Raw genomic sequence first — 24,366 nt, 5'->3', positions numbered from 1 at the left:
TAGCAAGCATCGCTACTCAAAAAATCTTTAAAGCCCAGAAAATTAGGGAGAGGCGCTTTGCGCCTCTCCCTAATTTTCTGGGCTTCGCGCAAACCAAAAATCGGTTTTTATAAAGAAGCGCTATCATTTGAAGTATATTCACAATATTCACAATTGGTAAGAGTTATACCTGTGCGTTATCGAATTTGGTTGCTGGCAATACTTGCATCAGTTAGCGTTGGAGCCTCTCCACTACGCGCTCAAGCTCTTCTGCCCCATACAACAAGGATTAATTTTGGCAATTTAGAAGAGCAAGCGCTCAATTTGGCAAGAGAAGCTGCACAACTTGCTCAATTTGAGCAGTACGAATTAGCTTTACCCCGCGCTCGTCTAGCTGTACAACTAGCGCCCAAAGCATTTCAAACTCAAGGCATTCTTGGTAGTATCTATCTCCGTAAAGAGCGATATGACGAGGCGATCGCCTCGTTGACTTTGGCTCATCAACTCAAAAAAGACGAACCAACGATTTTATTCAGCTTGGGGGCAGCTTATCTCCGCAATAAAAATTATCCTGAAGCAATTAGTAATCTCAAACAGGGCTTAACCCTTGAGCCAAAAGCTGCTACGGCAATGTTTGACCTAGGTAACGCTTACTTTTTGACTAAACGTTACGACGAAGCCGTTACGATCTATAACGATGTTCTAGTACTTGATACCAAGTTTTGGGCTGCAACGAATAATATCGGTCTAGTTGAGTATGAGCGTGGCAATGTCGATCAGGCGATCGCTAAATGGCAAAGCTCTCTCAAGCAAGCTGAAAAAGTCGAATTTCTCGCCGCTGAGCCAACCCTTGCGCTTGCTACTGCCTTTTATCGCAAAGGCGATCGCGATAAAGCAATTCAGCTAGGCGTTGAAGCGATGAAAATCGATCCTCGCTATGGCAAAATCTCCTATCTTGTGGAAAATCTCTGGGGCGATCGCTTAATTGCTGACGTGAAAATAGTCTTGTCACAACCTCAAGTCAAGCAAATTTTAGATGAGAGCGATCTCTCTACGCGTCAAGTTCCCAAAGTCCGCCGCAATTAATAACAAAACAAACAATGGCTATGCCATTGTTTGTTTTGTTATTATTACTGGGTTTGACTTTCAATCCACAAAAGTGCGACGGCACAAAATCCAAATAAGAGTTGCAGCGCGAAGCGCTGCAACTCTTATTTGGATTTTGATTACAGCTATAAAATCTACGATGCGAACCAATGCAAAAAATAAAACAGCTCACATAAGTGAGCTGTTTTATTTTTTGCATTGGTGAGAATTTCTACTTAGTTGCTAGAACTGTCTTAGCCTTAACTTCAGAAAGGTTAGGGAAAGAAGATTGCACAGCAAAAGTTTCATTATTCCTTATCAAAGCAACTTGCTCATGGGCAAGACGCATTTGCGAATTGATGGCTGTTGTCGTTGCATCGTAGAAATTGGTTGCCATTTTGGGATAAACCCCGATCGCAACGACTGGCACTAAAAAGCAAACTGCAATAAATACTTCGCGAGGTCTAGCATCGCTAAAATCAGCTTCGCTAGGCAAAACGCAACTTGTACCGAAACAAACTACTTCCTGATTACCTTGGGATTTGAGACTAATGTCAGAAATATCACAGGAGGGATTGATATCACAGGTAGGGTTGCCATCAGAAGCGTAGAAAATCTGACGTAACATTGACAGTAGATAAATCGGTGTGAGAATCACACCAACAGCGGCTAAAAATACCGTTACTGTGCGGAAGGTCGAGCTATAGATATCACTGGATGTCATACCCACAAAGATAGCAATTTCACTAGCAAAACCACTCATTCCAGGTAGAGCAAGGGATGCCAATGCTCCAACTGTAAATAAGGCAAATACCTTGGGCATGACTTTACCGATATAGCCCATCTCGTTCATTAACATCGTGTGGGTGCGATCGTAGGTAACACCCGCTAGGAAGAACAAGACAGAAGCAATCAAGCCATGAGAAATCATCTGTAGCATCGCACCGCTGATACCTAAGTCAGTGTAAGATGCGATGCCGATCAACACAAATCCCATGTGCGAAACTGATGAAAAAGCAAGGCGACGCTTCATATTGGTTTGAGCAAAGGAATTCACCGCACCGTAAACAATATTAATCACACCGAGCATTGCTAAAACTGGAGCAAAATAAACATGGGCATTTTCGAGTAGTCCCATATTCATACGAATTAATCCGTAGCCTCCCATCTTGAGCAACACACCTGCTAATACCATTGATACAGGTGAAGAAGCTTCACCATGAGCATCAGGAAGCCAAGTATGGAGAGGGAAAATCGCTAGCTTCACGCCAAAGGCAATTAATAAACCTGCATAAACTGGAAGCTCTAGCGCAAGAGGGAAATCCTTGAGAGCTAGCTCAGCCATATCAAAGGTGAGGTTGTTGCCATAGAGAGCCATCGCTAAGCCAGCAACTAAGATGAAAATTGATGATGCGGCGGTATAAAGCAAGAATTTAGTGGCTGCATATTGGCGTTTCTGACCTCCCCAGATCGAAACGAGCAGATATACAGGAATTAGTTCAACTTCCCACATGATGAAGAACAGCAGTAAGTCTTGGGAGACAAATACGCCAATCTGTGCAGCGTACAGCACCAACATCAGGAAGTAAAACAAACGGGGCTTAATATTAACTTGCCATGCTGCAAAGATTGATAGCGTAGTGACAAGTCCAGCCAGGAGAACTAGAGGTGCGGAGATGCCATCGACCGAAACTGCCCAACTAAGACCTAATTGGGGTATCCAAGTGTACTTTTCCGCGAGTTGAAATGTCGCGCTGCTCGGATCATAGTTCTTCCAGAAGGCGTAGCACATCAAAATAAAATCAGCGATGCCTACACCTAACGCATACCAACGTACAGTTTTGCCTTCTTTGTCTGGCAATATGGGGATTAGGAATGAAGCTACGAGAGGCAGCAGGACGATCGCGGTAAGCCAAGGAAATTGGTCTAGTGTCATGTCAATAAGTCTAAATACTTACCAAGGAGAATGTTAAGTATTGTACTAAACTTTACAAAGTTTTAATCATCATTCTTTTCGATGGTGATCATAGCTCTTTGGAGAATTGTTATTACTTGCTGTCAGCAATTTTGCAAGGGCTTACATTTCTAAGAACTGTCCAATCACTCCGACAAGTTGTTCAAGTTCTACGGGTTTACTAAGATATTGATTAGCGCCTGCCTTGATGCAAAGTTCTTGATCGCCTTGCATAGCTCTTGCAGTTAGGGCAATGATCGGCACTGTGGCGAGTTTCGGTTCAGCGCGAATCAGTCGAGTTGCCTGTAGTCCATCCATTACAGGCATTTGAATATCCATCAGGATAATGTCTGGTTGGTGAGTTTTTGCCATGGCAACTCCCTCTTCACCATTCTTGGCTAAAACCACTTGATATTCATAAGCACTTAGATAAGACGTGAAGGTTTGAATATTAGCTTCATTGTCTTCGACAAGTAGGATGAGTGGCGCGATCGCATGTTTTGACTTGGCGGTGGTTAATGAGAATGGCGTGATTAGCTCAGGCGATCGCGTGGCAAATTCGGACATTTGATAGGGTAGAGCTACGGTAAATGTGCTTCCTTGACCGATCACACTTGTGACCATAACCTGACCATCATGGAGTTCAGCAATCTGCTTGACCATGACTAGCCCTAATCCAGTCCCTTCATATTGACGATTTAGTCCACTGTCAAGCTGGACAAAGGGTTGAAATAGTCGGTGTAAATCTCTACTAGCAATGCCAATCCCTGTATCAGTAACTTGAAAAAGAATCATGGGCAAATCTTGATCCTTTAATTGATTGGGAACAGTGGCTTCACCTTCCCATGTTTCACCACAGCCTACGGAAACAAGAAGACTGACTTTCCCATTTTTGGGTGTGAATTTTACAGCATTGACCAAGAGATTAATTAAAATCTGTCTGAGGCGACGCTCATCGACCAAAATATTGCTGATATTCGGGGCGATATTGCTATAAACTTCTACATGATTTTGAAATGCTTGCTGCTTGACATAAACCAAACTAGAATCACAGACATTTTGCACTGAGACCGATTCCAGATCAAGTTCCACTTTGCCTGATGAGATTTTTGATAGGTCAAGAATGTCATTAATCAGTTCTAGTAGATGTCGCCCTCCTTTTCTAATAGCAATCAGTGCTTTCTGTTGACGTTCATTTATTGAGCCTAACATTTCCTTTTGCAATATTTCTGACATGCCCAAAACCGCAGTGAGTGGCGTGCGGAGTTCGTGGCTCATGTTGGCGAGAAATTCATCCTTAAGTCTTGTTGCTTTAATTAGTTGTTCATTGGTTTGGAGTAGTTGTTCTTCGACTTCTTTGCGATCGCTAACATTAAAATTAATTCCGATTATCCTTTGAGCTAAGCCTTCCGAATCTCGCAATACGGTTCCGTAGGAGCGAATAAAATGGATGCTTTGATCGGGATGGATGATCCTAAACTCAGACTCATATTTTTCCTTTTCGAGGATGGCTTGCTGGAGTGATGATTCGGCAGCAACACGATCTTCGGGATGTAGAGCGCTTGTCCAGACATTGTAGAGATCGAGGTCAGAACTTTCTGTGACCACATATAGTTCGCGCATTCGCACATCCCATTGGATGGTGTTCTCGACAAGATCCCATTCCCAACAACCGATCTCTCCAGATTTTAGTGACAAGGTGAGTCGCTCTGATAGTCTTTCGAGTTCTGCTTCCCGTTTTTGTAGTTGATTTGTATATTTTTGGAGATTTTGCAGAAGTTCTTGTTGTTGCTGTTGCGATCGCGTAAGTTGCTGATTAAGTGCAATGCGATCGCGTACTTGACCGACACTGATACAGAGCGAGACAGCGGTGACATCTTTTTTCTCTAGATAGTCAGCCGCCCCTAGTTTCATTGCTCTTACGGCAGTCTGTTCGTCACCTTGACCTGTCAAAACAATCACAGGTAATCGCTGTTCATTGCTCCCTTCACTAAAAGCTTCAAGAAACTCTAGTCCATCTCCATCAGGTAATTTCACATCTAGTAGTACCATCTCAGGGCTTTGCGATCGCCACATTTCCAACCCATCTTCTAGGTTTTCCGCCTCAATAATTTCATAAGTGTAGTCTGTATCCGATTGTAGATAGCGGATATAGGTATCGCGATCGATATCGGAATCATCCACAATCAAAATTCTGGTTAAAGTTTTGATCGAAGTTGATGGCGAAATTTGGACAGATAGCTCCTCGACATCGCTTTTCTTTAACAATGGAGGTGTGCATGTAGGAGTACGCAAAGCATTCATAGGCTTAGGTGGTGAATTGTCCATAACTAGGTAAAACCGTAAATTGGAACCAATTTTGAAACAGGATTTGCACAGTCTGCTGCATTTCTAAAACTCCCATCGGCTTGAGCATGTATGAATTAGCGCCATATCGGTAACAAGTTTGAATATCGTGAGCGCTACTAGAAGTAGACAGAACAATAATTGGAGTCATTTGCAGATGGGGAGTTTGCTTAACTTTTCTGATGATGTCGCGTCCGTCAGTGCCAGGAAGGTTTAGATCTAGCAGGATGCCGACTGGCAGAGGCGCATCTAGGTTTTGATAATCTCCTTGACGAAATAAGTAATCTAACGCTTCATCACCATCCTGAAACCGCAAAAACTTATATTGCGATCGCACAAATGAATCGATATTTTGAGTGACCCGCAAAAAGGTATAAAAATCTTCATCACTATCTTCAACAATCATAATCACAGGATGAGTGAGGTCGTCCCAAGCTGAGGTCAATAGCCTTTGTGAGTAAGGTTTCATAGTGGGAGAGTGGGAGAGTGGGAGAGTGGGAGAGTGGGAGAGTGGGAGAGTGGGAGAGTGGGAGAGTGGGAGAGTGGGAGAGTGGGAGAGTGGGAGAGTGGGCTTCGCTTTAGGTGAAATCATTGATTAGTACTCATATTGTGAATTGGTAACGCAAACGAAAATGTCGTTCCTTTACCGAAGGCTGATTCTACGTGGATTTGACCGCCATGACGCTCGACAATCTTTTTAACAATGGTTAGCCCTGCGCCAGTGCCACCTCCATACTTACTAGATGCATGTAATCTCTTGAAGATGCGAAACACAGATTCTAGATGCTTTTCGCGAATGCCGATGCCATTGTCGCGCACATAAAAAGTAAAAATGTTATGGGGCTGCCCATCAGATTCAATCCAGCTAATTTCCGCCCATTTTTCAGGCTGATTATTGTACTTAAAGGCATTAGAAATTAAATTAGTAAATACTTCTTCGATCAAAACGCGATCGCCAAATACAGTTGGTAGCGATCGGGGAATGCGAATCTTGCAGTTGACCCATTGGGGATTCATGCTAAATAATTCAGTCACATTCCGCAATAATTGATTGAGGTCGATCGAGTCCATTTGCAACTCTTGTCTGCCTAAGCGGGAGAATTTCAACAAGGATTCGATGAGTAATTCCATACGGGTAGTCAGCCGTACGAGCGTATGCAGCTTTTCAGCGCCTTCACCCTGCAAGATTTCGCCATAGTCATCCAACAAAAAAGTAGCGTAGTTGTGAATACCGCGTAGGGGTTCTTTCAAATCATGGGAAGCGATGTAAGCAAATGCATCTAGTTCGTTATTAATCCGTTCTAGTTCTAAGTTGATATTGGCAAGTTCACCCGATTGACGTAACACGATATCGATGATGGCTCGTCGCAATTCGATCACTGCTTCTATTTCACATGGGAGCCAATGGTTAGACTTTCCACTGACTATCTGTTGCCAAGCCTCAAAAGACTTACGCGGAAATATCGTCAAACTACCATCTGATTCTATTTGATTGGGTTTATCAGGATTGCCAGCCCAAGTCACTGTCTGCAATATCTCAGGACGAAACCAAAGGATATATTGACGCTGAGTTTTGGAGATTTCCATCGCTAGCAGACCACTAGCGACATTTTTGTAATATTCAGCGATTGGATAGAGCCTAGACAAACTATCAGTCACAAAAATATCTTGCTTAAAAAGATGACGCAACCATGGGATCAAAGTTCTCATCGCTTCTTGATTCGGGGTTTGACCAATCAAGATAATGTCGTCGCCATCACATACAGCCACACCCGAAGCACCTGTCAGATTTAACAAAGCTTCGTGGTCTGAGATGATCTCTTCCACAAAATTGGAGCTGGTTACTTTAGTTAAACGTTCTACAAATTGACTTTGAATTATCTTCAGATGAAATTTGTAGTCGAGGTTTTCGTTATTCTCTTTAGTAGATAACTCTGTTGACATTAACTGCCCCAAAAATTCACAGACGGTGCGAATTTCATAGGGCACAAGTTTTGGGGTGAGGTGGTGACAGGAAATTAATCCCCAAAGCTTCTGTTGCTGAATGAGAGAAACTGACATCGAGGCGACAACGCCCATATTTTTGAGATATTCAATATGCAGAGGTGACACAGCTCGTAAGCCACAGTAGCTCATATCTAGTGGAAGCGAGGTAGTAGCATCGTTGGAAACTAGCCCTATCTGCTGATAATTTACATCTGGGATCAACCGCAGCCAATTGAGTGTGTAAAGATACTTAGCCTGCTTAGGAATGTCTGAATCAGGATAATGCATTCCTAAAAATGCTTCTAAATCATCCTGCTTAGATTCGGCAATCACTGTACCATCGCCGCCCTCATTAAAGCGATAGATCATCACCCGATCAAATCCTGTCAGTTCACGCATTTCCTGAACTACTAAGTCACACAATGCAGCTAGATTTTGCGTCGTCTGCATTTTTGCCAAAGTGACTTTAATATGGCGATAAAATTGAAAAAAGTCACTCTCAGAATCTGCTTTTACTGGTTCTAATTCAAGTACAATCTCACCGCTAGGGGCGCGATGGACAATGCCATTAAAAGAGAATACCAAACCTTCAGCATTAGCAATCGACAGGTTCAAAGGATTGATATGCTCAAAGCTATAATCCAGACAGGCTCTAATTGATTCGATCAGTTCACCGCGATCGCTACCAATAAAATCAGCTAAGGGTCGATCAAGCAATTCGATCGCTGGCATTCCCAAAATTTCTGGAGCATTTTCACTCACTCGAGTAATTCGCAAGTCTAGTCCAGCTATGGCTAGCAGTAAGCCTTGTGGTTGAATATAGTTGGGAATATGAATAGGTTCGCGATCGCAGTTGGTCAGATTAACTGTATCAAGCTCATTAATCTTACCCTTGGCAATTTTTATCGGAATCTTGTTCATCAACTAATATCCTTATGCCAAGTCTTTTCCTTGGATACATCCATAAATACTTATGAATGTTGATAATAGTGAAAGTTTATAACTTTAGTCAGAAAGCAACCTGTTTTCTTAAGATCGCAAAGCTTACGAATAGACGACGCGACGCGCCGTCTATTCGTAAGAATTCATTCACTGAGCCAACTAAAAATGGTTTCTACAGTAAGTTGTAAATCACCAGCAAAGTCTGGCATTGGTATAACTTGTTCGGGGCGATCGTATATTTGCAAAGCTTGATTAGTCCTATAGATAAAGATTACTTTCTCGTCAGGATCTAGTAACCATGCCATCTCAGTACCATGTTCCAGAGCAAATAGAATCTTTTTGACTAATTTAGTTTGACGCTGATCTGGCGAGAGAATTTCAATCATCCAGTCGGGCGGGATGTCTAAAATATTAGCGATTTCGCCATTAGAGTCACGAACTATATGCTCCCACCGAAAAACTGATATATCTGGGACAATAGATATTCCGCCAAAAGTACAGCGCAATTCTGAGAAAGCTCTGGCAATACGCTTTGATCTCAAATTTGCATTAATCGCTGCCGCAAACTCTGTTTGAATTGCGCTATGTTTTCCTTTAGGCATTGGTTTCTGAATTATCTCCTTTTCAAAATATTCACTTTCTGGCTCAGTCTCAGGCATGGCAAGAAAATCATCTAGAGTGAAAGGTTTAACTGCGGCTTGTACCATCTTTGAGTATCTCCAAAAGTATTACCCGTGTTTTGTGGCGCGGCTTCGCCGAGCCACAAAATCATTTCCTTCGAGGACGACGAGCCGATCGCTTAATTGGTGGTTCGTCTTGATATGGCTCTTGATATGAGTCTGGGCGATCGCCATAATCATCATCATTATTCCAATCATCAAAATCTTTAATATCGCCTTTATAAGGATTTCTAGGCGGATCTAACGGCTCAGCATAGGGATCTGTGTAGGTGCGATCGTATTCACTTTCATAATTAGAGCCGAAATTAAAATCTTGTGGTGGACGAGATTTTGTACGAGGACGACGCTTTTGTTTTGGGGTTGGTTTAGGACGAGGAGCGCCATAGTCATCTTCATAAAGATCGCGATCTTGACGACTTTGATAAATCTTGGTGGCTTGTTGTCCTGCTTGATTAAAAAGTTTGCCTAATTTTTGATCGATCGCAAATCCTTTACGACTTTGAATCGAGATCGTGCTACTAATGCGATCGTGAAAGGCTTGACGTTTCTCGTTATCAACAATCGCAAAGGCAGCATCAGCAACAAAAGGAATCCATGCAAATACGATCAGCGTAGAGGTAATCGTTTCGATTAGAAATAGGGAGCAAACAAATACAAAAATCTCTCGCTTAAAAAATGCTCCAAATCCAGCAGTTTTGCCATATTCAGCATCAATGACCCGAATACTCATCAGCCATCTACCAAAGCTTTGACCTTGAGCGCGTGCTGCAATAAATACGCGGAAGACAAACCAAGTCACCAAAAATGTGATGAAGCGTAAGGGACTAGATGATGTGACTGATAGCAGAGACAAAGTTAGCTCTGATATAAACCAACAACTTAAAAAGTCTACGATTAGCGCTCCGAGTCTTTGGTTGACTGAGGCAAGAGGATAGCGGCTGTATGCTGGCTCGAAGTCCATTTTGGGGAATTTTATGAAGAGACGTGATGAATTGGCAAATATGGCGACAATGCGAGAGTATTTCTCGATCGCTCGTCTTATTTTAATCTTATATATTAGTACTTACGCAAATAAACCAATAACTCAAGCACTCAAGCCTTGCACTCAAGTGCAGGCTAAAAGCTTAAGTCCACTGAAGTGGACTACAGAATACTCATACATTAACCCGTTTCAAAGGGTTTGAGCTTTTAGCTTGCACTTGAGTGCAAGGCTACAGCGCGATGCGCCGCCTTAATCTTTCTAGAAAAAAAGCATATTGTGAGCAAGTCCCAAATCCAACTAGCGATCGCCATAGGCAACACCAGAATTAAGGCAGTTATTTTTGACAGCAAAAAACAAATTCTTGAAGAATATGCCTATACTCACGAGCAATTACCAAACTTAGAAGCAAAACTTGCAACAAGAAATTTTGAACGCATTGCGATCGCCTCAGTCGTTCCCGATATGATTACCAGTTGGCATCGTTTGCCACAGACTCAGACGATCGCAACTGCTGATGTGCCATTGCAAGGCTTGTACTCGACAATGGGATGCGATCGCGCCTTGGCAGCCTATGGCGCTGGTGAAAACTATGGCTACCCAGTGATGGTGATTGATGCGGGGACGGCAATTACCATCACTGCAATTGATGCGCATAAGAATTTGATGGGTGGAGCGATCATCGCTGGGCTGCGATCGCAGTTTGCCTGTTTGCATCAAAATACAGCAGCTTTGCCAGATCTGCCAATCCCCGAAACTTTGCCAAAACGATGGGCGACGAATACGCATGAAGCAATCCAAGGTGGAGTGGCGCACCTATTAATAGCGGGCTTGCAAGCTTATATAGATGATTGGCGATCGCAGTTTCCTCAGAGCCAAGTGATTATTACTGGAGGCGATAGCGATTATTTAATGAAATGGGGCTTAAAAGTGGATATGATGGAAAAGAATCTAGTTTTTTTGGGGATTATGGCATTGACATGAGTTTTAATCCAAAACTTTGTCGTAATGAAAGCGAGGTCGAAAGCAAATTAATTGTGCAATATCTTTTGCCAGCGCTTGGGTACGATCCGAGCAAATGGCATCAAGAGGTCGCATTGAGTGGTATTCGTTTAGATTTTTTAGCATTGCTTTCCCCAGTTTTTCCAAGTATTAATGACCCATCACCGAAGCCCTGTGTGGTGATGGAAGCAAAACATCCCAAACAAAATCTCAATTTCCATGTGCGGCGGCTGAGGCGTTATTTAACTAAGTTGCAAGTTATATATGGGGTATTAACTAACGGGAAAGATTTTCGGATTTATGAACTTGTTGACGATCAAATAGAGCTAATCTTCCAATGTGAAGGCATAGAAATTGCTGACAAAATTGAGAAAATTAGCGATATTATTGGCAGGGATAAGTTAGCGGGACTTGCTACAAATAAATCTATAAATAAACCTATCCCTTTGACTGCTCTACCTGTTCCAATTGATATTAAACTTCCATTTCCTGAGAGTAATACGCTTCCACTTCTAGAATCTCTACAAGCAAGAATCATGAAAACGATCGCCATATATCACAACAAAGGTGGTGTGGGCAAAACCACCACCACAATTAATCTTGCCGCCGCTATTAGTCGTAAGGGTTTTAAGGTATTAATTATTGATCTTGATAGTCAGGCAAACACAACCTATGCCGCAGGTTTAATGAAGTTTGACACCGAAGAAGAAGACAATCTTAGAGACAGCAACGTCTACAATATTATCTTCTTTCCTAAATCCAACTTTATTCATGATGTCGCGTTAAAGGGAAGCTTCACCTATCCTGAAGTCGATGTTATTCCTGCGCATATTAATTTGATCTGGCAAGAAAACGCTTTAATCGACCAAGAAAGTTCTAAATTTCAGCTGGTTAAAAAGTTGGAACTTGTGAAAGATGACTATGATGTAGTCTTAATCGATACGCCGCCCTCACTCAATCTCTATGCAAGGATTGCCCTGATCGCCTGCGATTACCTTATTATTCCATCTGATCTGAAACCTTTTGCGAATGAAGGTTTACGCAATGTCAAAAACTTTATTGAACAGATTGATGATTTTCGCAGTTTTACCAATCGATCCTCAATCAATATTCTGGGAGTTTTACCTTCTAAAATATTGACAAATGCGAATTATATTAAATCAACTCTACCAAAGCAAGAGAAGATTATCAAAGAGCGATATGGATTTTCCGTATTAGAAACCCGAATTTTTCAACGGGAAGATTTATCACGAGCAATTGATAACTTTGTGATGGATGGCGATCGCCAAATCCCCGATCCTAAATCGATCTTTGACTTTAAGCCAGATTCGATGTCAGCCGCCGAGTTTGAAGAGTTAGCCAATGAAGTGCTTGAGAAAATAGGACTACGCTCATGAGTTTACTCACTTCTTCGATTGATCTTGACATGATCGTATCGCCAGCATCACAAGAGCTATCTCAGTTTCAATCGAGCCAAATTGAGCATCTTGCTAATTTGTTTTTACAGGCAGGCGGAACGGTAAAGCCAATTTTATTACGTAGAGTCTCGCCAATTTCATTTGAAATTCTGGAAGGATATTTTGAATATTATGCCGCGCTCAAAGCTCAGGAAATTGATGATCAATTTACGGCAATCCGCGCTTATGTTGTTCCAACGGATCTAGAGTCAACCATTCTTGAGCAATATAATTTTTTGCGATCGCTGGATTCATCCTCATCAACTGAAATCACTTCTTCCCAGACTAGTAAAGCTGAAAAACAAGACTTAGCTCAAATGGAAGATGCGATCGCTACTCGATTAGAGAAAAAATTATCTGCCACTATAGATCGCATAGTTGAAGAAAGGATCAATGCTAGTTTGCAAGTATTTGCCAACCAAATTACACAGCAATTAAACTCGCATTTACTAGATTTCAAACAGTCATTATCCTTTGTACCTATTAGCCAAGTCCTTGAGACGCAAGCAAAAACTACCACTCTAATCCCAGAATTAGCACCTGAGAAGACCGTTAAATCTAAAACCACTAAAGCTGCTGCTACCACCAAATCTAAAACGTCGAGTTCTAAACCGAAGGCTAAAGACAAGTCTATTAACAATAATGATCCTAAAGTCTTACAGGTTCTCAATGATTTGAATACAATGAATTTTTCCGATCTAGAACGGAAGCTATCACAATTGAAACCAAGTAAGCGCAGCCTTGCTAAACCAATTCATGAGCAAAGATTGCAACACCATGCTCAAAAGTTTCAATCTATCGAAGATGTCATAAGTAAAGTCTCTGGTATTAAGGAACCAACTATGCAAAAGATAATTGATGCATGGTAAATATAAGCTAAAACCAAAAAATAGACTACGGTGCTATGCATCGTAGTCTATTTTTTAAGTGGGAGTGAAGGGACTTGAACCCATACGACCTTACAGTCAACGGATTTTAAGTCCGTAGCGTCTACCATTCCGCCACACTCCCAAAGTGCTTTGCTATTCTAACGCGAAATGGGTGAATTTGCGATCAGAAATTTTAAAATTGTTGCGATCGCTAAAAGCTATAGTCAGAGACTAGTCTCTGACTATAGCTTTTAAGACTTAGACTTCCTCGTCGTCGTCCCATTTCTCTTGGGTATAGCCAAGCTGAGTTGCCGCTGATTGCTCCTCACTGGTGAGGTCTTCCCAGAGTTTTTCTGCCGATTCAGGGATGTCATCTTCTCCCTCCCAGCTAGATTGAGTCCAGCCAAGGATACCCCACATTTTTTTATCTTCATCGGACAAATCGTCCCATTCAGGAAAATCATCCTCCTCTTCCCAGCTTTCTTCACTCCAACCTAATTGTGACCAGAGTGCTTGCTCTGCACTAGTCATATCTGACCAGCCTATTTCACTCCAAAATTCATTAGGATCGCCAGTTACTTCACGGATAGTAGTCATAGAAATTTCCTCAAAAACTAGAGTTCACCTAGATCTCATCATAGGTTCTGCTTGCTATAGGAAGCAACAGTTAAAACTTAACCTTTTTTATTTTGTTTTTAGCCGATCGCCTAAACTTCGGTAATAAATTGTTCCGACGATCGCAAAAAACATTACATAAGCGATCGCTTGAACTAGATAAAGTTTGTCAGTATAGCCAAATAGTGAACTGAGGATCGCTCCAGGAAATTTCTCAGCAGGTAATACTTTGCTGCTATTCCACACCATATTGCCAAGGACACAAGAATGCTCGCGCACAAAATGCTCGTAGTAGAAACAAATTGATTCGGACTTGCGATCGCTTTGAGACAAAATCCGTAAAGCATTGTCGAAATGTCCGAGAGCAGAGATTACTAACCCCGAAACAATCGATAGCAGCATAAATCCCATGATTTTAAAAAAGGCACGGATATTAATCTGAACACCAAACTTAAATAAAGCGAACGCGATCGCTGTGGCAGCGGCGATTCCAGTTACGGCTCCAAGTGCAGGCATAAATCCTTCTTGGAATTTTGCTGAAATAAATAAAACGACTTCAAAACCTTCTCGCAAAATTGCAAATAAGATTAGTCCAAAAATTCCTAAGCCAGCTTTTCTACCTTTGTCTAACACATTCGATAAAGAGCCTTCGATTTCTCCTTTAATAGCCCGACTCTGTTTTGTCATCCAGATCAACATCCAAGTCAACATGACGATCGCGGCAACACTAAACACACCTTCGAGTAATGGCTCAAAAATTGGCGATACAGAAGGATTGCTACTACCGACGCTCTGCATAAACCAATTAAAAATTACGCCGACTATGCCACTAATTATGAGCCCAGCACCAATACCCGCAAATACCCATCGATTAAGGTGCGATCGTTTGGCGCGTTTGAGATATGCCATGACAATGCCAATTACTAAGGCGGCTTCAACACCTTCGCGTAAGGTAATGACAAAGGTTGGAAGAGTTAAGCTGAAGTCCATGGAATTATCTAGATAATGTTTAGTAATGGGTATTTACAAATTAAAAGCTATAACGCCTGCGCAGCAGACGTTATAGCTTTTAGATCTTTATGATTTTGTGTAAACTTTAGTCGCAGCTTGTTCATTCGTTTTGATCAGCGCCGACATCTCAGCAACAGATAGAACTGGTTTCTCTGGAGCAAGCGGACTAGGATAAGCTGATTTCAGCTTTTCTAGACTAGCTATAAATTGTTTGTTAGTTTCAGGATGATCCTTTTCCATTGTTGCGGCAATGCTCTTATACAATTGCTCCACATAGATCGTGAAGCCGCGAGAATCTTGATATTCGATAATCTCTTTGATCTTGTCATTAGCGATCGCTGCCATATATTCAGTGCCAGCAGTATCAAGAATTGCATTGATTACTTGTAGCGCTAACTTTGGTGATTGACGTTGAGCTTCTGGAATTGCGGCGATCGCAGTATCAATGCTAGCCATTGCCTCTTGATATTTAGCTGCGATGCTTGGATCGTTAGGTTTAGACTTGACCAACTGTTGTAGATCCATTAGCACTTGCTTAAATTCTTTGACATTACGCTCTTTAAGTTGAGCTTCTACATCAGCATAAATTTCTTCTACAGGATGCTCGATGTGAGGAAAAGCTTGATCTGGTTTCTGAAGATCCAATAATTCTTTTGCCACAATCATATGACCTTTCATCAAGCCGAGTTTGGTCAAATAATCCACATCCTTCGCTTCACCTGTCAAGACAATAGTTTCGATGCTAACCATGTCTTTGATCTTTTCAAATTGTTCAGCAGTTATCACCTTTTTTGAAACTAAGTCTTCGACCTTTGCGTAGGGTCTGGCTGCTTGGATTTTGTTAGACAAGCCAGCAATTCCTAACTCGGCTTCAATTTTATCTAGCGAAGATAAAATTGCTTCGTTAATATTGATTTTGACTTTGCTATTATGACCAGCCATTTTTGAGTCTTTAGGAGTCTCAGCTTTGGACTCATTTGTCGCACTACTAGATATTGTAGTCGGAGGTTTTGAGACCTTAGGCTCATTAGTACATGCCGATATCGCGATCGCGCTTACTAGTGAGAGTAAAAACAGAACTAAAAACGCTTTGGTTTTAATTACAGTTTGAAATAATTTTTTAACGAGAGAAAAGAGATAAGACATGAAGATAGCTAAATGGTGAAAAAGGGTAATTGAAAAACTAGGTAATGCCATTTATTTGCAATAAGTGATCTACAAATATTAGAACATGAAAGTTGCTAATAATTATCAATAAGTATTTATGTAAATAAAAATGCTGATGCTCTTTAACTAGCAACCACATCAAACAAACCCATACAGCCAGCATCAGCGATCGTATCTTGGTGTGGATGAAACATATATTTACCCGTAAATCGATAGGTCAACTCCAGAATATGTCGCTCGGCAGTCCCCATTGTGATCACATCACTCTCCTCACTTGGAGACATGCTGCGCCCAGTACGATAAACCTGAAACATATTGGCATGGACATGAAATGTTGCTACTGGGTCATACTCAATCATATTAAGGACATATAAGCGCAATAACTGATTTTGCTGGACTGCGATCGGCTGCTGCATATAAAAGTGAGGTAGACCATTAAAGGCATACATCTCATTGCGCCCATCTCCATTGGTGTCATAGCCAGCCATGATTAAAACTATCTCATCCGCAGGTGGTCGAGGTGTGGGCGGATCGATGATGAACATGCCATATAGACCTTTGCTGATATGACGGGCAACTGGCTCAATATGACAGTGATAGAGATGCACTCCATAGGGCATTGCATCAAACTCATAGATAGTCGCAGCACCATTACGGATTGGTTTCACTCCATCCATTTCCGCAGCATGTTCACCGTGAAAGTGCAATGAATGAGAATGCCCACCTTTATTAGCAAAAGCAATTCGCACTCGATCGCCTTCTGTTGCTCTGAGGGTTGGACCAGGCACGCGATCATTGACATTCCAAGTAATAAAGTCAGTCGCCGCGTCTAACTTTACGGTCTTACTTTGCGCCGTTAGCTGAAACTCTCGTACTGTGCGACCATTTTCTTGGGTAACTTTCCCATAATCAAATTCTCGTAAAGTCGCGATCGGGTCGAGTCCGCTTACTTTGATTCTTTCCTGCGATGCTTCTGTAAGTTTCATCGATGGAATCACAATTTTTTTCGGCGGATTGCTTGAAGATTTATCCTGATCGTTATTGTGATTTGAGATGATCGGACTACAAGCGATCGCGCCGCCGATTAATCCCATTCCCCCAAGCCCCAACTCTAATATTTTTCTGCGTTGTCGATCCATTAAGTATATCTACTTGCAATTAATTCCTATTTATTTTAGCGAACTTTACTATACTTTTGACTTATGAAGTTACGCCACTATGACATTGTCAGTTTCAAGCTAATTGCGATCACGACTTTTTTCATCTAATCTCAATATAATGAGACACTCTATTAGACCTATAAGTAGACTACATTTCTTGTTTTGAGACTCGATAAGCACCAATCAATTTTCAAATCAAATACCTTAAAAAACTATGGATAATCGTTGGTTTCAACTTTTGGGAGGAATCGCATTCTTGATTCTGTATCTATTTTTCTCAGCCAAGACAGAAATGGGAACTAAATTATTTATGAACCAAAATAGTGATCGTTTAGCAGAAATTATTAACTTTCTGCAAATTTCCGATAACCTAGCCACAGCAGGACAGCCAACTGTCAAACAGTTTCGGACAATTGCTGATGCTGGTTATGAAACAGTAATTAATTTGGCTTTACCGACTTCTGACGGAGCGATTGCTAATGAAGCACAACTAGTCCAATCTTTCGGAATGGAATATATAGCCATTCCTGTAAATTGGAAAACTCCAACGATGGCAGATTTAGACAAATTCCTGCAAGCAATGGAACAACGCCAACAGCAAAGAATTTTTGTCCATTGTGCTAAGAATATGCGCGTTTCTGCCTTTGTCTATCTCTATCGTCGCTTGCATCTCAATTGCGATCGCGAACAAGCGATCGCGGATTTACATAAAATTTGGCTGCCCAACGAGACTTGGCAAAAATTTATTGATGCAAAGCTAACTTAAGTCAAAAGCTGATACTGTCCACTTCGCGAGCATTAGTTTTTTAAATGTCGTAACTTTTGTGTCAACTAGGATCGCAGCGTATTTCAATCAGAAATCCATCGGGGTCATAAAAATAAATGCCTCTACCAGTAGGACGAGTAACAGGCTCACCCTCAATTTGGACTTGCTGCGATCGCAATACCGATACCGCTTGCTCAAAAAGTTCTGGAGCAATATCAAAGGCTAGATGATTAGCACGAGTAAATTGCTGCTGCGGATCAGGATCGGGCGGCGTAAGTTCAGGTTCCCAAAACAAATCGAGAACAGTGCCATCAGGAGTTCTAAAATTCGCAACTTTGCCTGCTGCTACTAGATTAACTAAAGTACTAGGAATCTCATCACCAACAAGTTGATGCAGTCCCAAAATGTTGCCATAAAAATTACAAGAAACCTGCATGTCCCGCACATTCAGAGCAATGTGATGCACTCTTCGTAAAGCTCCATTCGCGATCGCCGTTTGCATAGATAGCGTAGTTGAACTATTTGACGACATAAAATTAGTTCTAGCTAGGTTTACCAATAGATTAAGACGATTTATCTACTCTATAGCAATAAAGATAAAAGTTGCCGTGCTTTGCACGGCAACTTTTATCTTTATTGCTATCAGGAAAATTTAAGCTTATAGAGCGATCGCTATCACAACCAAAATCCAACTAAATCACTTACTTTAGTCCAACTCTTTAGCGATATCTTCAGGAAAATTTAAATCCAAAATTTGTTCAATCGTATAAGGACATTCTTGAGGCACACTTTTAGCACCCAGAGGAGTTTCAAGCACCACTATATATAATGCCGCCTCATAACTATCTTTAATTATTTCTCTAAGCTTATCTTTGAGGCTAGGGCTATCCCTCAAGATCCAGTGAACTTCCCGACGTTCGCTGTCAATTGTCACTTGCCAAACTTTACTATGCTCTTTTGGCAGTAAATGCCACTTTAGCAAATGACCAAGCAAAACATTAAAGTGAGTCCGCAACTCTCTACTTTCTTGCCTCCCCAAAGATTCAATCTCTTTAGCTAGATTTTTTGAGTCAAGCCCATCAACTTCACATGATCGTAATTTTTCAGATTGCTCTATTGTCCAACGATAAAAATCCGACTCATACAGACCCATTGCCATATACCTCTGCCTTAAGCTATCTCCATTTTCCTCTAGAACTATTCAAACATGAATCTAAAATCTGCAATCCATTACAACTCAATCACTACCGCTATTTTGTAACGACTACCAGCTCGTAAGCTATCTCTATTTAGAGTTGGCTTACGAATTTGCTTAAAAACCCCTAGCTTACGATAATGGATATTTACGCAAGCTAGCCAATTTCGTAAGCCAATTATCAATAATAAAAGTCTCCTTTGACAACTTGAATCACGTCAGATATAGATATAGTCCAGCTTTTACCTATCTCCTTATTCTCGACTTCAAGGCGATCGCCATCAAGCTTGTTTACAATAGCGCCATACCGTTTACCGTTTTTCAGATCGAAAATGACATGACAGCCGACATTTAAGATAGCTGTTTCAGGTTTTGAGCTTTCGATAATGGGATCGCTATTTTTGCCTTTGGATAGCTCAGAAGCAGCACTGAGCATAGCATCCGAGAGATGCTTAAGAATTATGGCTGCAATTTCCGTAAGCTCAGACATTTAGCAAGCCTCCAATTGATCGATACTGAAATACTGGGTTACCGCCCACCCATCGCCACCGACAATTGCTTGCGGTGTTCTGTCGCGATCGCAAGAAAGCAGATCACCTGCTTTACCCGCTAAGAAATGCGGCGCTTTGACACGAACGCGATCGCCAACTCGTAAAGTTTTTGATTTTTTCTGTGAGTAATTATTAGTGACACCTAGATTTGGTTCACCAGATGTATTTGCTTCACCAATGGCGTGGTTGTCAGCTTTTTTTTGTTCACCGCCAAAATAATTTGGTTCACCATTTAAATTTGATTCACCAATACTTAAATTTTGATTGGCTTTATTTTGATTCACCAAATACGAATCAAAATAATTTGATTCATCATTTGATTCATCGGCTAAAACTATCTCTGTATATTGATTTTCTTCCTCTGGTGAATCAAATGAATCAAAATCATTAGAATTTGCAAAATTTACAGAGCAGATACCATAGACAAAGAAGCCTTGCTTAGTTCGACCGCTAAAAGTTGCTCTTGGGAAGATTTTGGTTAACGCTGGTTTCATCATGCGAGATGCTTTTATCCAAGGATCGAATCGGTTGCCATCGTCAAGCCAATCAAATTTTTCTTTTTTCTCTGTACCTCTGTAGGTAGTTTCGATTTCTACAATGCCTTGATCGACATACCAAGATTTAAGGCTTTCATAAAGATCGCCAACTTTGATTCGTCCACGACCCTGTTCTAATTTGATATCAGCCGCCCATCTAATTAAATGGCAGCTTGCTTCTTTCGCTTCTTGAATTGCGCCCGCCAAAGGTTTGTAATCGATACCATCTTGCATAAGAGTAACCAGTGCATCTAGTAAGCGATTGAGTAAAGATGGACAGACTTGATTTTGAAGAAATTCGGGGTCGTTTTTGAATCGTGGATCGGCGGGTAGTTCGTCTGGTGATTGCGGGTCACTGGTAAATGTTTTGGCAAACTTGACGATCGCATATCTTGATTCAATGGCTTTTTGTGCGCCAACGATTGACGGTGCTTCGTTGCAGTTCAAAAGCACGATACATGCGGGTTTGATGTCATAGTCATCTACGTTTTTACGTTCGATGTCAATCGGATCACCAGTAAGCACATTTTTAAGAGATTGCAGACTGTCAAGGCTTAAGCGTGAGTGGTTCTCTGATGCCCAATTGATGCGACTGTATTCCAGCTTGGCAAGTGGGAACTTTTTGCCCTCGTCATATTGTTGGAAATCTCGCAGGGAACAACCAGTGATACCACGAGAAAATATTTCAGCGATCGCTTCTCTGAGTGTGTCCTTACCGTTTGAGCCGTCACCTTGCAAAAGTAAACCACGTAGACGATCTGGTATGACTTTACGCACATTTGCCAAGTCGAAACATGCCGCTATGGTTTTTAGAAATACGTCTCGCTGTGCATCATCAAGCGCAACTAATAAGCGATCGCAAGTTTCATGATCGGCTTTGGGGTCATGTTTGACTTTGGAGCAATAGGTATAAACCAAATTTGGGTGATGATTTCTGAGTTTCCAAGATGGTTTTTTACCTTCCCATTCAATAGTTAATACACCATTAGCAAGATTTAACCCTGTGGGATTAACGGTTGTAGGGTCAACACCAAAGCCAACTTTGACCCATTTCATTACAGCGTTGACGCTTTGCTCGTTGGCATATTTGTATGTCCTCTTGTTGGTGCGGTCATCGTAGACCAGAAATTTATTACAAAATTCACTGATGCGACGCTTTTCGACTGGATCGGGACTGGCTTCGTAATGTGTGCCTGTCCAATAATGCAAGGTGTCATTGATGCAAACCCAGTGCTTATCACTGAATAGTTTTTTCTGTGCAATTTGGTTGAAATGCTCAGAAATTGGCGGTTCGTCGGGGTCGTATCGGTCTAGATGGATAACTTCTTGCTCTGGTTCCTCTGTGGCGCTTTGCGCCGCCTGTGGATTATCCGCAGCAATTTGTGGATTATCCGCAGCAATTTGTGGATTATCCGCAGCAATTTGTGGATTATCCGCAGCAATCTCCTCTGAAACAACATCAATAGTATTTTCTGAAACTGATGCTTGGATAAGCATTTCAAGGTATTGATCGCCAAATTCTTTAAAGCCGTCGGTGATATCAAAGCCATTTTTGTGATCAACGGGGGCGGGAATAGTTGAGACAAAGGCGCGATCGCCAATTGCTTCAGCAAGTTTCTCAGAACCTTTTTCGCCAGCATCGTCGCGATCGTAAAAAATCACGATGCGATCATATTGGATCAGGAGAGACAAGTCCTTAGGAATCCCACCAGCGCCGCAAGTTGCAGTGCAGACGCTGATCTCTAATTGTTGGTCATAGAGGGCTTGCCCTAATAAAAGTGCATCCCATTCACCCTCACAAATCCACAATTCTTTCCCATCAGGTTGATAGGTAAAGTACCATCGTGCGGTTACCGATGGTTGTGCCATTTGTTGTTCTGGTCGTTCCGATTCTGGCAGCCATTTGTTAGGGAAATATTTCCCTAACCATTTACCCGTCTCAATTTCGTAGGGAATGAAGATGCAAGGATAATCTTCCCAATTTTCCCCACACTGAAATTTTTTGTAAGTAAGTCCGATCTTGAAATACTCTAAAGTCCTTGATTGAATCCCCCTGTCTAATAAATATTGAAGAGCCTTGGGGGCGTTATACCCTGCTGTCTCAAATAGCAATTGCGCCCGTGACTCAATCTCACGGGTGCTTTTATACTCGACTGGCTTAGGCGGCTTGGCTGTAGGGATATAAGTTTTCTCAAGTGGCTTTGCATCCCCGATCGACTCTCTGATTTGCTCGGTTGTGCAGCCACGATGGCAAGTGTATGCACCATGATCGGCGGGTTGAAGTGATACCGATAAATTGTATTTGCGGTATCCTTCCCCCTTTGTCAGTAGGCACGATGGACATATTGCCCTACCTGTTTTGTTGAATTGAACGTGATCAAAGATGGAAAATTTCATAGCTGAAAAAGACTTGGTTGATGGGTGGTGATTCCAAATTTCTTGTCATGGGCGTGTTGGCGACGGTGGCACACGCTGCAAAGTGCGATTAGATTTTTGCGATCGCAATTCATCGGCACATGATCGATGTGGTGAACTGTGAGTGTATGAATAGCCCAATCTTTATGGGCTTCAGCTACTTCATCAGGTCTAAGGCATTGCTTTTCACATTTCTGGCAAATCCAGTGAGCCTTTTGCTTTACTTCAAAAGCGATCGCATTCCAGTCAGGTGGATAAAGTTTGCGGTTCATCGGCATGGTTTCGACCTCTCTAAGTCCTTGGCAGGAACTAGCTCAGTTGAGTAAATTGCTTTCTTTCTGGGAGAAAGAGTCACGTAATGAATGAAGTATTTTGATTTACCCGAATTTTGGACAACATTTAAAATGCAACTGGGGGGCAAGCCTAGGAGATGGCAAGCTTTAAGGTGTAATTGGGCTTTGGATAGCGGCTTTGGTGGTTTCTTTGCCATATCTTTTAACTTGTTGAAAAATAGCGATCGCAATTTCACTGGGTAAAGTTGCGATCGCATGAATTGGTTAAAAGTCGTCATTGTAGGAGTGGCAATGGCTTTGCACCTCCTTGATTTGGTCGCGTACTACATCTCTCAAATGCTTAAGACGTTCATCTCGCTTCCAGTGAGATAGACCTATATCGCAATTGCGGATTGAAGTTGCAATCAAGATATTGATGCTGTGAAACCTGTTGACAACATCACTTTTCATTTCGGTGATGACCTTATCCAGCCGTGTAATTTCTTTGCGAGCTAGGTCAATAGTCCCCCGTTGGGACTCAAGCTGTTTACGTTGCTGCTTACAGGTTTCATTCACCTCGGATACAATCTCTGCCCATTCCTTTACGTGGTGATCAGTTTCGATTAGTAAGAGCGAATTAGCCTCTTTACGGAGTCGCCAAACCTTGTTTTTATGGTTGTAAACGGTGGCAACATCTGTCTCGACGTACTTTAGAGGGATGCTCTCCACCCCAACATGGTTAGACCAGGCTGCATCCTCACCCAGCATCGAAATAACAAGATCATCCAAGAACGTAGCCATGCTTTCAGTGAAATCAACAAGTCTTTCGATCGCTTGTGGGTAATGTTCATAGTTCCTCATGCTGCAATCTCCTTATTCTCGTAATCACTAATCCAAGAAATAGTTCTTTCCCACTCTTCACGGGATAGATCGGCAGCACCGATCGCAGTTATTACCCCTATCTCTAGAGCGATCGCTACGAAGCTAGCCTTACGAATGGTGTCAACTCTTGCAAACTCCTTTGGGTCGTCAATCCCTCTAGCTAAGGTACTTGCGGCGGCGTTGTAGTAGCTGAGATGGTAATCAATCTTGAGTGTGTCAATCATTTGGTCACCTCTTGGACTGGTACGTTGTGCAGGAATGCAAGGCGATCGCTTAACCAACGAATCAAAGCAATCTTGTTTGCTGGACTCAATGCGTCGATCTCATCTTCAAACCACTTAACTAGAGATAGGCTCATTGCATAAAAGCGAGTACCAATGACCTCTGCGGATTCACAAAAAACAACGTCATAAAGCAAGTTAAAGGTTTGTTTATAGTCCAAGCTGGTAATCAAACTCTCTGCGGATTCTGATAGCGGCAAGCTGTAATAGCCAGCGGGTTGTGGGAATGTCATAG

Annotated in this window: 24 protein-coding genes and 1 tRNA gene; 5 read left to right on the top strand and 20 right to left on the bottom strand. The window is 41.8% G+C overall.

Annotated features, from left to right (window positions below; all coding sequences use genetic code 11):
- The first annotated feature begins 57 nt into the window (after positions 1 to 57).
- Positions 58 to 1,065, top strand: a complete 1,008-nt coding sequence (locus PseudUWO311_RS00765; RefSeq protein ID WP_223807389.1) for a tetratricopeptide repeat protein — start codon at positions 58 to 60, stop codon at positions 1,063 to 1,065.
- A gap of 232 nt (positions 1,066 to 1,297) precedes the next feature.
- Here the strand turns inward: PseudUWO311_RS00765 and PseudUWO311_RS00760 are convergent, their stop codons facing one another.
- The 6 genes from PseudUWO311_RS00760 to PseudUWO311_RS00735 form a co-directional block, all read right to left on the bottom strand.
- Positions 1,298 to 3,001, bottom strand: a complete 1,704-nt coding sequence (locus tag PseudUWO311_RS00760) for an NAD(P)H-quinone oxidoreductase subunit 4 (RefSeq protein ID WP_142653189.1) — start codon at positions 2,999 to 3,001, stop codon at positions 1,298 to 1,300.
- Between the two features lie 141 nt (positions 3,002 to 3,142).
- Positions 3,143 to 5,347, bottom strand: coding sequence for a hybrid sensor histidine kinase/response regulator (locus tag PseudUWO311_RS00755; RefSeq protein WP_142653188.1), 2,205 nt, complete (start codon positions 5,345 to 5,347; stop codon positions 3,143 to 3,145).
- Positions 5,328 to 5,834: a response regulator gene (locus tag PseudUWO311_RS00750; protein ID WP_142653187.1), complete on the bottom strand. Its 507-nt coding sequence runs from the start codon at positions 5,832 to 5,834 to the stop codon at positions 5,328 to 5,330. The genes PseudUWO311_RS00755 and PseudUWO311_RS00750 overlap by 20 nt, the downstream gene beginning before the upstream one ends.
- Positions 5,835 to 5,953: 119 nt before the next feature.
- Positions 5,954 to 8,272 carry an ATP-binding protein gene (locus PseudUWO311_RS00745; protein WP_142653186.1) on the bottom strand — a complete coding sequence of 773 codons (2,319 nt, stop codon included), beginning with the start codon at positions 8,270 to 8,272 and terminating at the stop codon, positions 5,954 to 5,956.
- Positions 8,273 to 8,436: 164 nt separating this feature from the next.
- The gene (locus PseudUWO311_RS00740; RefSeq protein WP_142653185.1) at positions 8,437 to 9,000 is read right to left on the bottom strand and encodes a Uma2 family endonuclease; all 564 of its coding nucleotides are present in this window, start codon (positions 8,998 to 9,000) and stop codon (positions 8,437 to 8,439) included.
- 61 nt (positions 9,001 to 9,061) lie between these two features.
- Entirely contained in the window at positions 9,062 to 9,934 is an 873-nt protein-coding gene (locus PseudUWO311_RS00735; RefSeq protein ID WP_142653184.1) for an RDD family protein, read from the bottom strand.
- Positions 9,935 to 10,231: 297 nt separating this feature from the next.
- On the opposite strand from PseudUWO311_RS00735, the gene PseudUWO311_RS00730 reads away from it, so the two are divergent.
- From PseudUWO311_RS00730 to PseudUWO311_RS00720, 3 genes are read left to right on the top strand one after another with little or no spacing between them, the layout of a single operon-like run.
- On the top strand, positions 10,232 to 10,936 hold the full coding sequence (locus PseudUWO311_RS00730) for a type III pantothenate kinase (RefSeq protein WP_190303347.1): 705 nt from the start codon (positions 10,232 to 10,234) through the stop codon (positions 10,934 to 10,936).
- Positions 10,933 to 12,351, top strand: a complete 1,419-nt coding sequence (locus tag PseudUWO311_RS00725) for an AAA family ATPase (RefSeq protein WP_142653182.1) — start codon at positions 10,933 to 10,935, stop codon at positions 12,349 to 12,351. Before PseudUWO311_RS00730 ends, PseudUWO311_RS00725 begins: the two co-directional genes overlap by 4 nt.
- Positions 12,348 to 13,280: a hypothetical protein gene (locus PseudUWO311_RS00720; RefSeq protein ID WP_142653181.1), complete on the top strand. Its 933-nt coding sequence runs from the start codon at positions 12,348 to 12,350 to the stop codon at positions 13,278 to 13,280. Before PseudUWO311_RS00725 ends, PseudUWO311_RS00720 begins: the two co-directional genes overlap by 4 nt.
- Before the next feature lie 59 nt (positions 13,281 to 13,339).
- Here the strand turns inward: PseudUWO311_RS00720 and PseudUWO311_RS00715 are convergent.
- From PseudUWO311_RS00715 to PseudUWO311_RS00695, 5 genes are all read right to left on the bottom strand, one after another.
- Positions 13,340 to 13,422 (bottom strand) — tRNA-Leu (locus PseudUWO311_RS00715).
- A gap of 116 nt (positions 13,423 to 13,538) precedes the next feature.
- Positions 13,539 to 13,877, bottom strand: coding sequence for a hypothetical protein (locus tag PseudUWO311_RS00710; RefSeq protein ID WP_142653180.1), 339 nt, complete (start codon positions 13,875 to 13,877; stop codon positions 13,539 to 13,541).
- Positions 13,878 to 13,964: 87 nt separating this feature from the next.
- Positions 13,965 to 14,885: an FTR1 family protein gene (locus PseudUWO311_RS00705; protein WP_142653179.1), complete on the bottom strand. Its 921-nt coding sequence runs from the start codon at positions 14,883 to 14,885 to the stop codon at positions 13,965 to 13,967.
- A gap of 87 nt (positions 14,886 to 14,972) precedes the next feature.
- Complete coding sequence (locus PseudUWO311_RS00700; RefSeq protein ID WP_142653178.1) at positions 14,973 to 16,052, bottom strand: helix-hairpin-helix domain-containing protein; 1,080 nt, start codon at positions 16,050 to 16,052, stop codon at positions 14,973 to 14,975.
- 143 nt (positions 16,053 to 16,195) lie between these two features.
- Positions 16,196 to 17,212: a multicopper oxidase domain-containing protein gene (locus PseudUWO311_RS00695; RefSeq protein WP_142653177.1), complete on the bottom strand. Its 1,017-nt coding sequence runs from the start codon at positions 17,210 to 17,212 to the stop codon at positions 16,196 to 16,198.
- A gap of 235 nt (positions 17,213 to 17,447) precedes the next feature.
- On the opposite strand from PseudUWO311_RS00695, the gene PseudUWO311_RS00690 reads away from it, so the two are divergent.
- The gene (locus PseudUWO311_RS00690) at positions 17,448 to 17,999 is read left to right on the top strand and encodes a protein tyrosine phosphatase family protein (RefSeq protein WP_223807388.1); all 552 of its coding nucleotides are present in this window, start codon (positions 17,448 to 17,450) and stop codon (positions 17,997 to 17,999) included.
- Between the two features lie 61 nt (positions 18,000 to 18,060).
- Here PseudUWO311_RS00690 and PseudUWO311_RS00685 read toward each other — a convergent pair whose 3' ends face one another.
- The 9 genes from PseudUWO311_RS00685 to PseudUWO311_RS00645 all read right to left on the bottom strand — a co-directional run bounded on the left by PseudUWO311_RS00685 (position 18,061) and on the right by PseudUWO311_RS00645 (position 24,364).
- Positions 18,061 to 18,501, bottom strand: a complete 441-nt coding sequence (locus tag PseudUWO311_RS00685; RefSeq protein WP_142653366.1) for a VOC family protein — start codon at positions 18,499 to 18,501, stop codon at positions 18,061 to 18,063.
- Between the two features lie 204 nt (positions 18,502 to 18,705).
- Positions 18,706 to 19,158 carry a DUF29 domain-containing protein gene (locus tag PseudUWO311_RS00680; protein ID WP_142653176.1) on the bottom strand — a complete coding sequence of 151 codons (453 nt, stop codon included), beginning with the start codon at positions 19,156 to 19,158 and terminating at the stop codon, positions 18,706 to 18,708.
- A 217-nt stretch (positions 19,159 to 19,375) separates the two neighbouring features.
- Positions 19,376 to 19,684 (bottom strand): hypothetical protein, encoded by a 309-nt coding sequence (locus PseudUWO311_RS00675; RefSeq protein ID WP_142653175.1) that lies wholly within the window; start codon positions 19,682 to 19,684, stop codon positions 19,376 to 19,378.
- A complete protein-coding gene (locus tag PseudUWO311_RS00670) occupies positions 19,685 to 22,678 on the bottom strand; it encodes a DUF5906 domain-containing protein (protein WP_142653174.1) in 2,994 nt (997 codons plus the stop codon).
- The gene (locus PseudUWO311_RS00665) at positions 22,675 to 22,968 is read right to left on the bottom strand and encodes an HNH endonuclease signature motif containing protein (RefSeq protein WP_142653173.1); all 294 of its coding nucleotides are present in this window, start codon (positions 22,966 to 22,968) and stop codon (positions 22,675 to 22,677) included. The genes PseudUWO311_RS00670 and PseudUWO311_RS00665 overlap by 4 nt, the downstream gene beginning before the upstream one ends.
- The gene (locus PseudUWO311_RS00660) at positions 22,965 to 23,267 is read right to left on the bottom strand and encodes a hypothetical protein (protein ID WP_142653172.1); all 303 of its coding nucleotides are present in this window, start codon (positions 23,265 to 23,267) and stop codon (positions 22,965 to 22,967) included. Before PseudUWO311_RS00660 ends, PseudUWO311_RS00665 begins: the two co-directional genes overlap by 4 nt.
- Positions 23,254 to 23,829: a hypothetical protein gene (locus PseudUWO311_RS00655; protein ID WP_142653171.1), complete on the bottom strand. Its 576-nt coding sequence runs from the start codon at positions 23,827 to 23,829 to the stop codon at positions 23,254 to 23,256. Before PseudUWO311_RS00655 ends, PseudUWO311_RS00660 begins: the two co-directional genes overlap by 14 nt.
- Positions 23,826 to 24,074 (bottom strand): hypothetical protein, encoded by a 249-nt coding sequence (locus PseudUWO311_RS00650; protein WP_142653170.1) that lies wholly within the window; start codon positions 24,072 to 24,074, stop codon positions 23,826 to 23,828. The genes PseudUWO311_RS00655 and PseudUWO311_RS00650 overlap by 4 nt, the downstream gene beginning before the upstream one ends.
- Complete coding sequence (locus tag PseudUWO311_RS00645; RefSeq protein ID WP_142653169.1) at positions 24,071 to 24,364, bottom strand: hypothetical protein; 294 nt, start codon at positions 24,362 to 24,364, stop codon at positions 24,071 to 24,073. The genes PseudUWO311_RS00650 and PseudUWO311_RS00645 overlap by 4 nt, the downstream gene beginning before the upstream one ends.
- Between the last annotated feature and the right edge of the window lie 2 nt (positions 24,365 to 24,366).

The organism is Pseudanabaena sp. UWO311, from assembly GCF_006937785.1.
GTDB lineage: Bacteria > Cyanobacteriota > Cyanobacteriia > Pseudanabaenales > Pseudanabaenaceae > Pseudanabaena.
The sequence above is the reverse complement of the archived record's forward strand: the minus strand, read 5'-3'. Positions and strand labels throughout refer to the sequence as shown.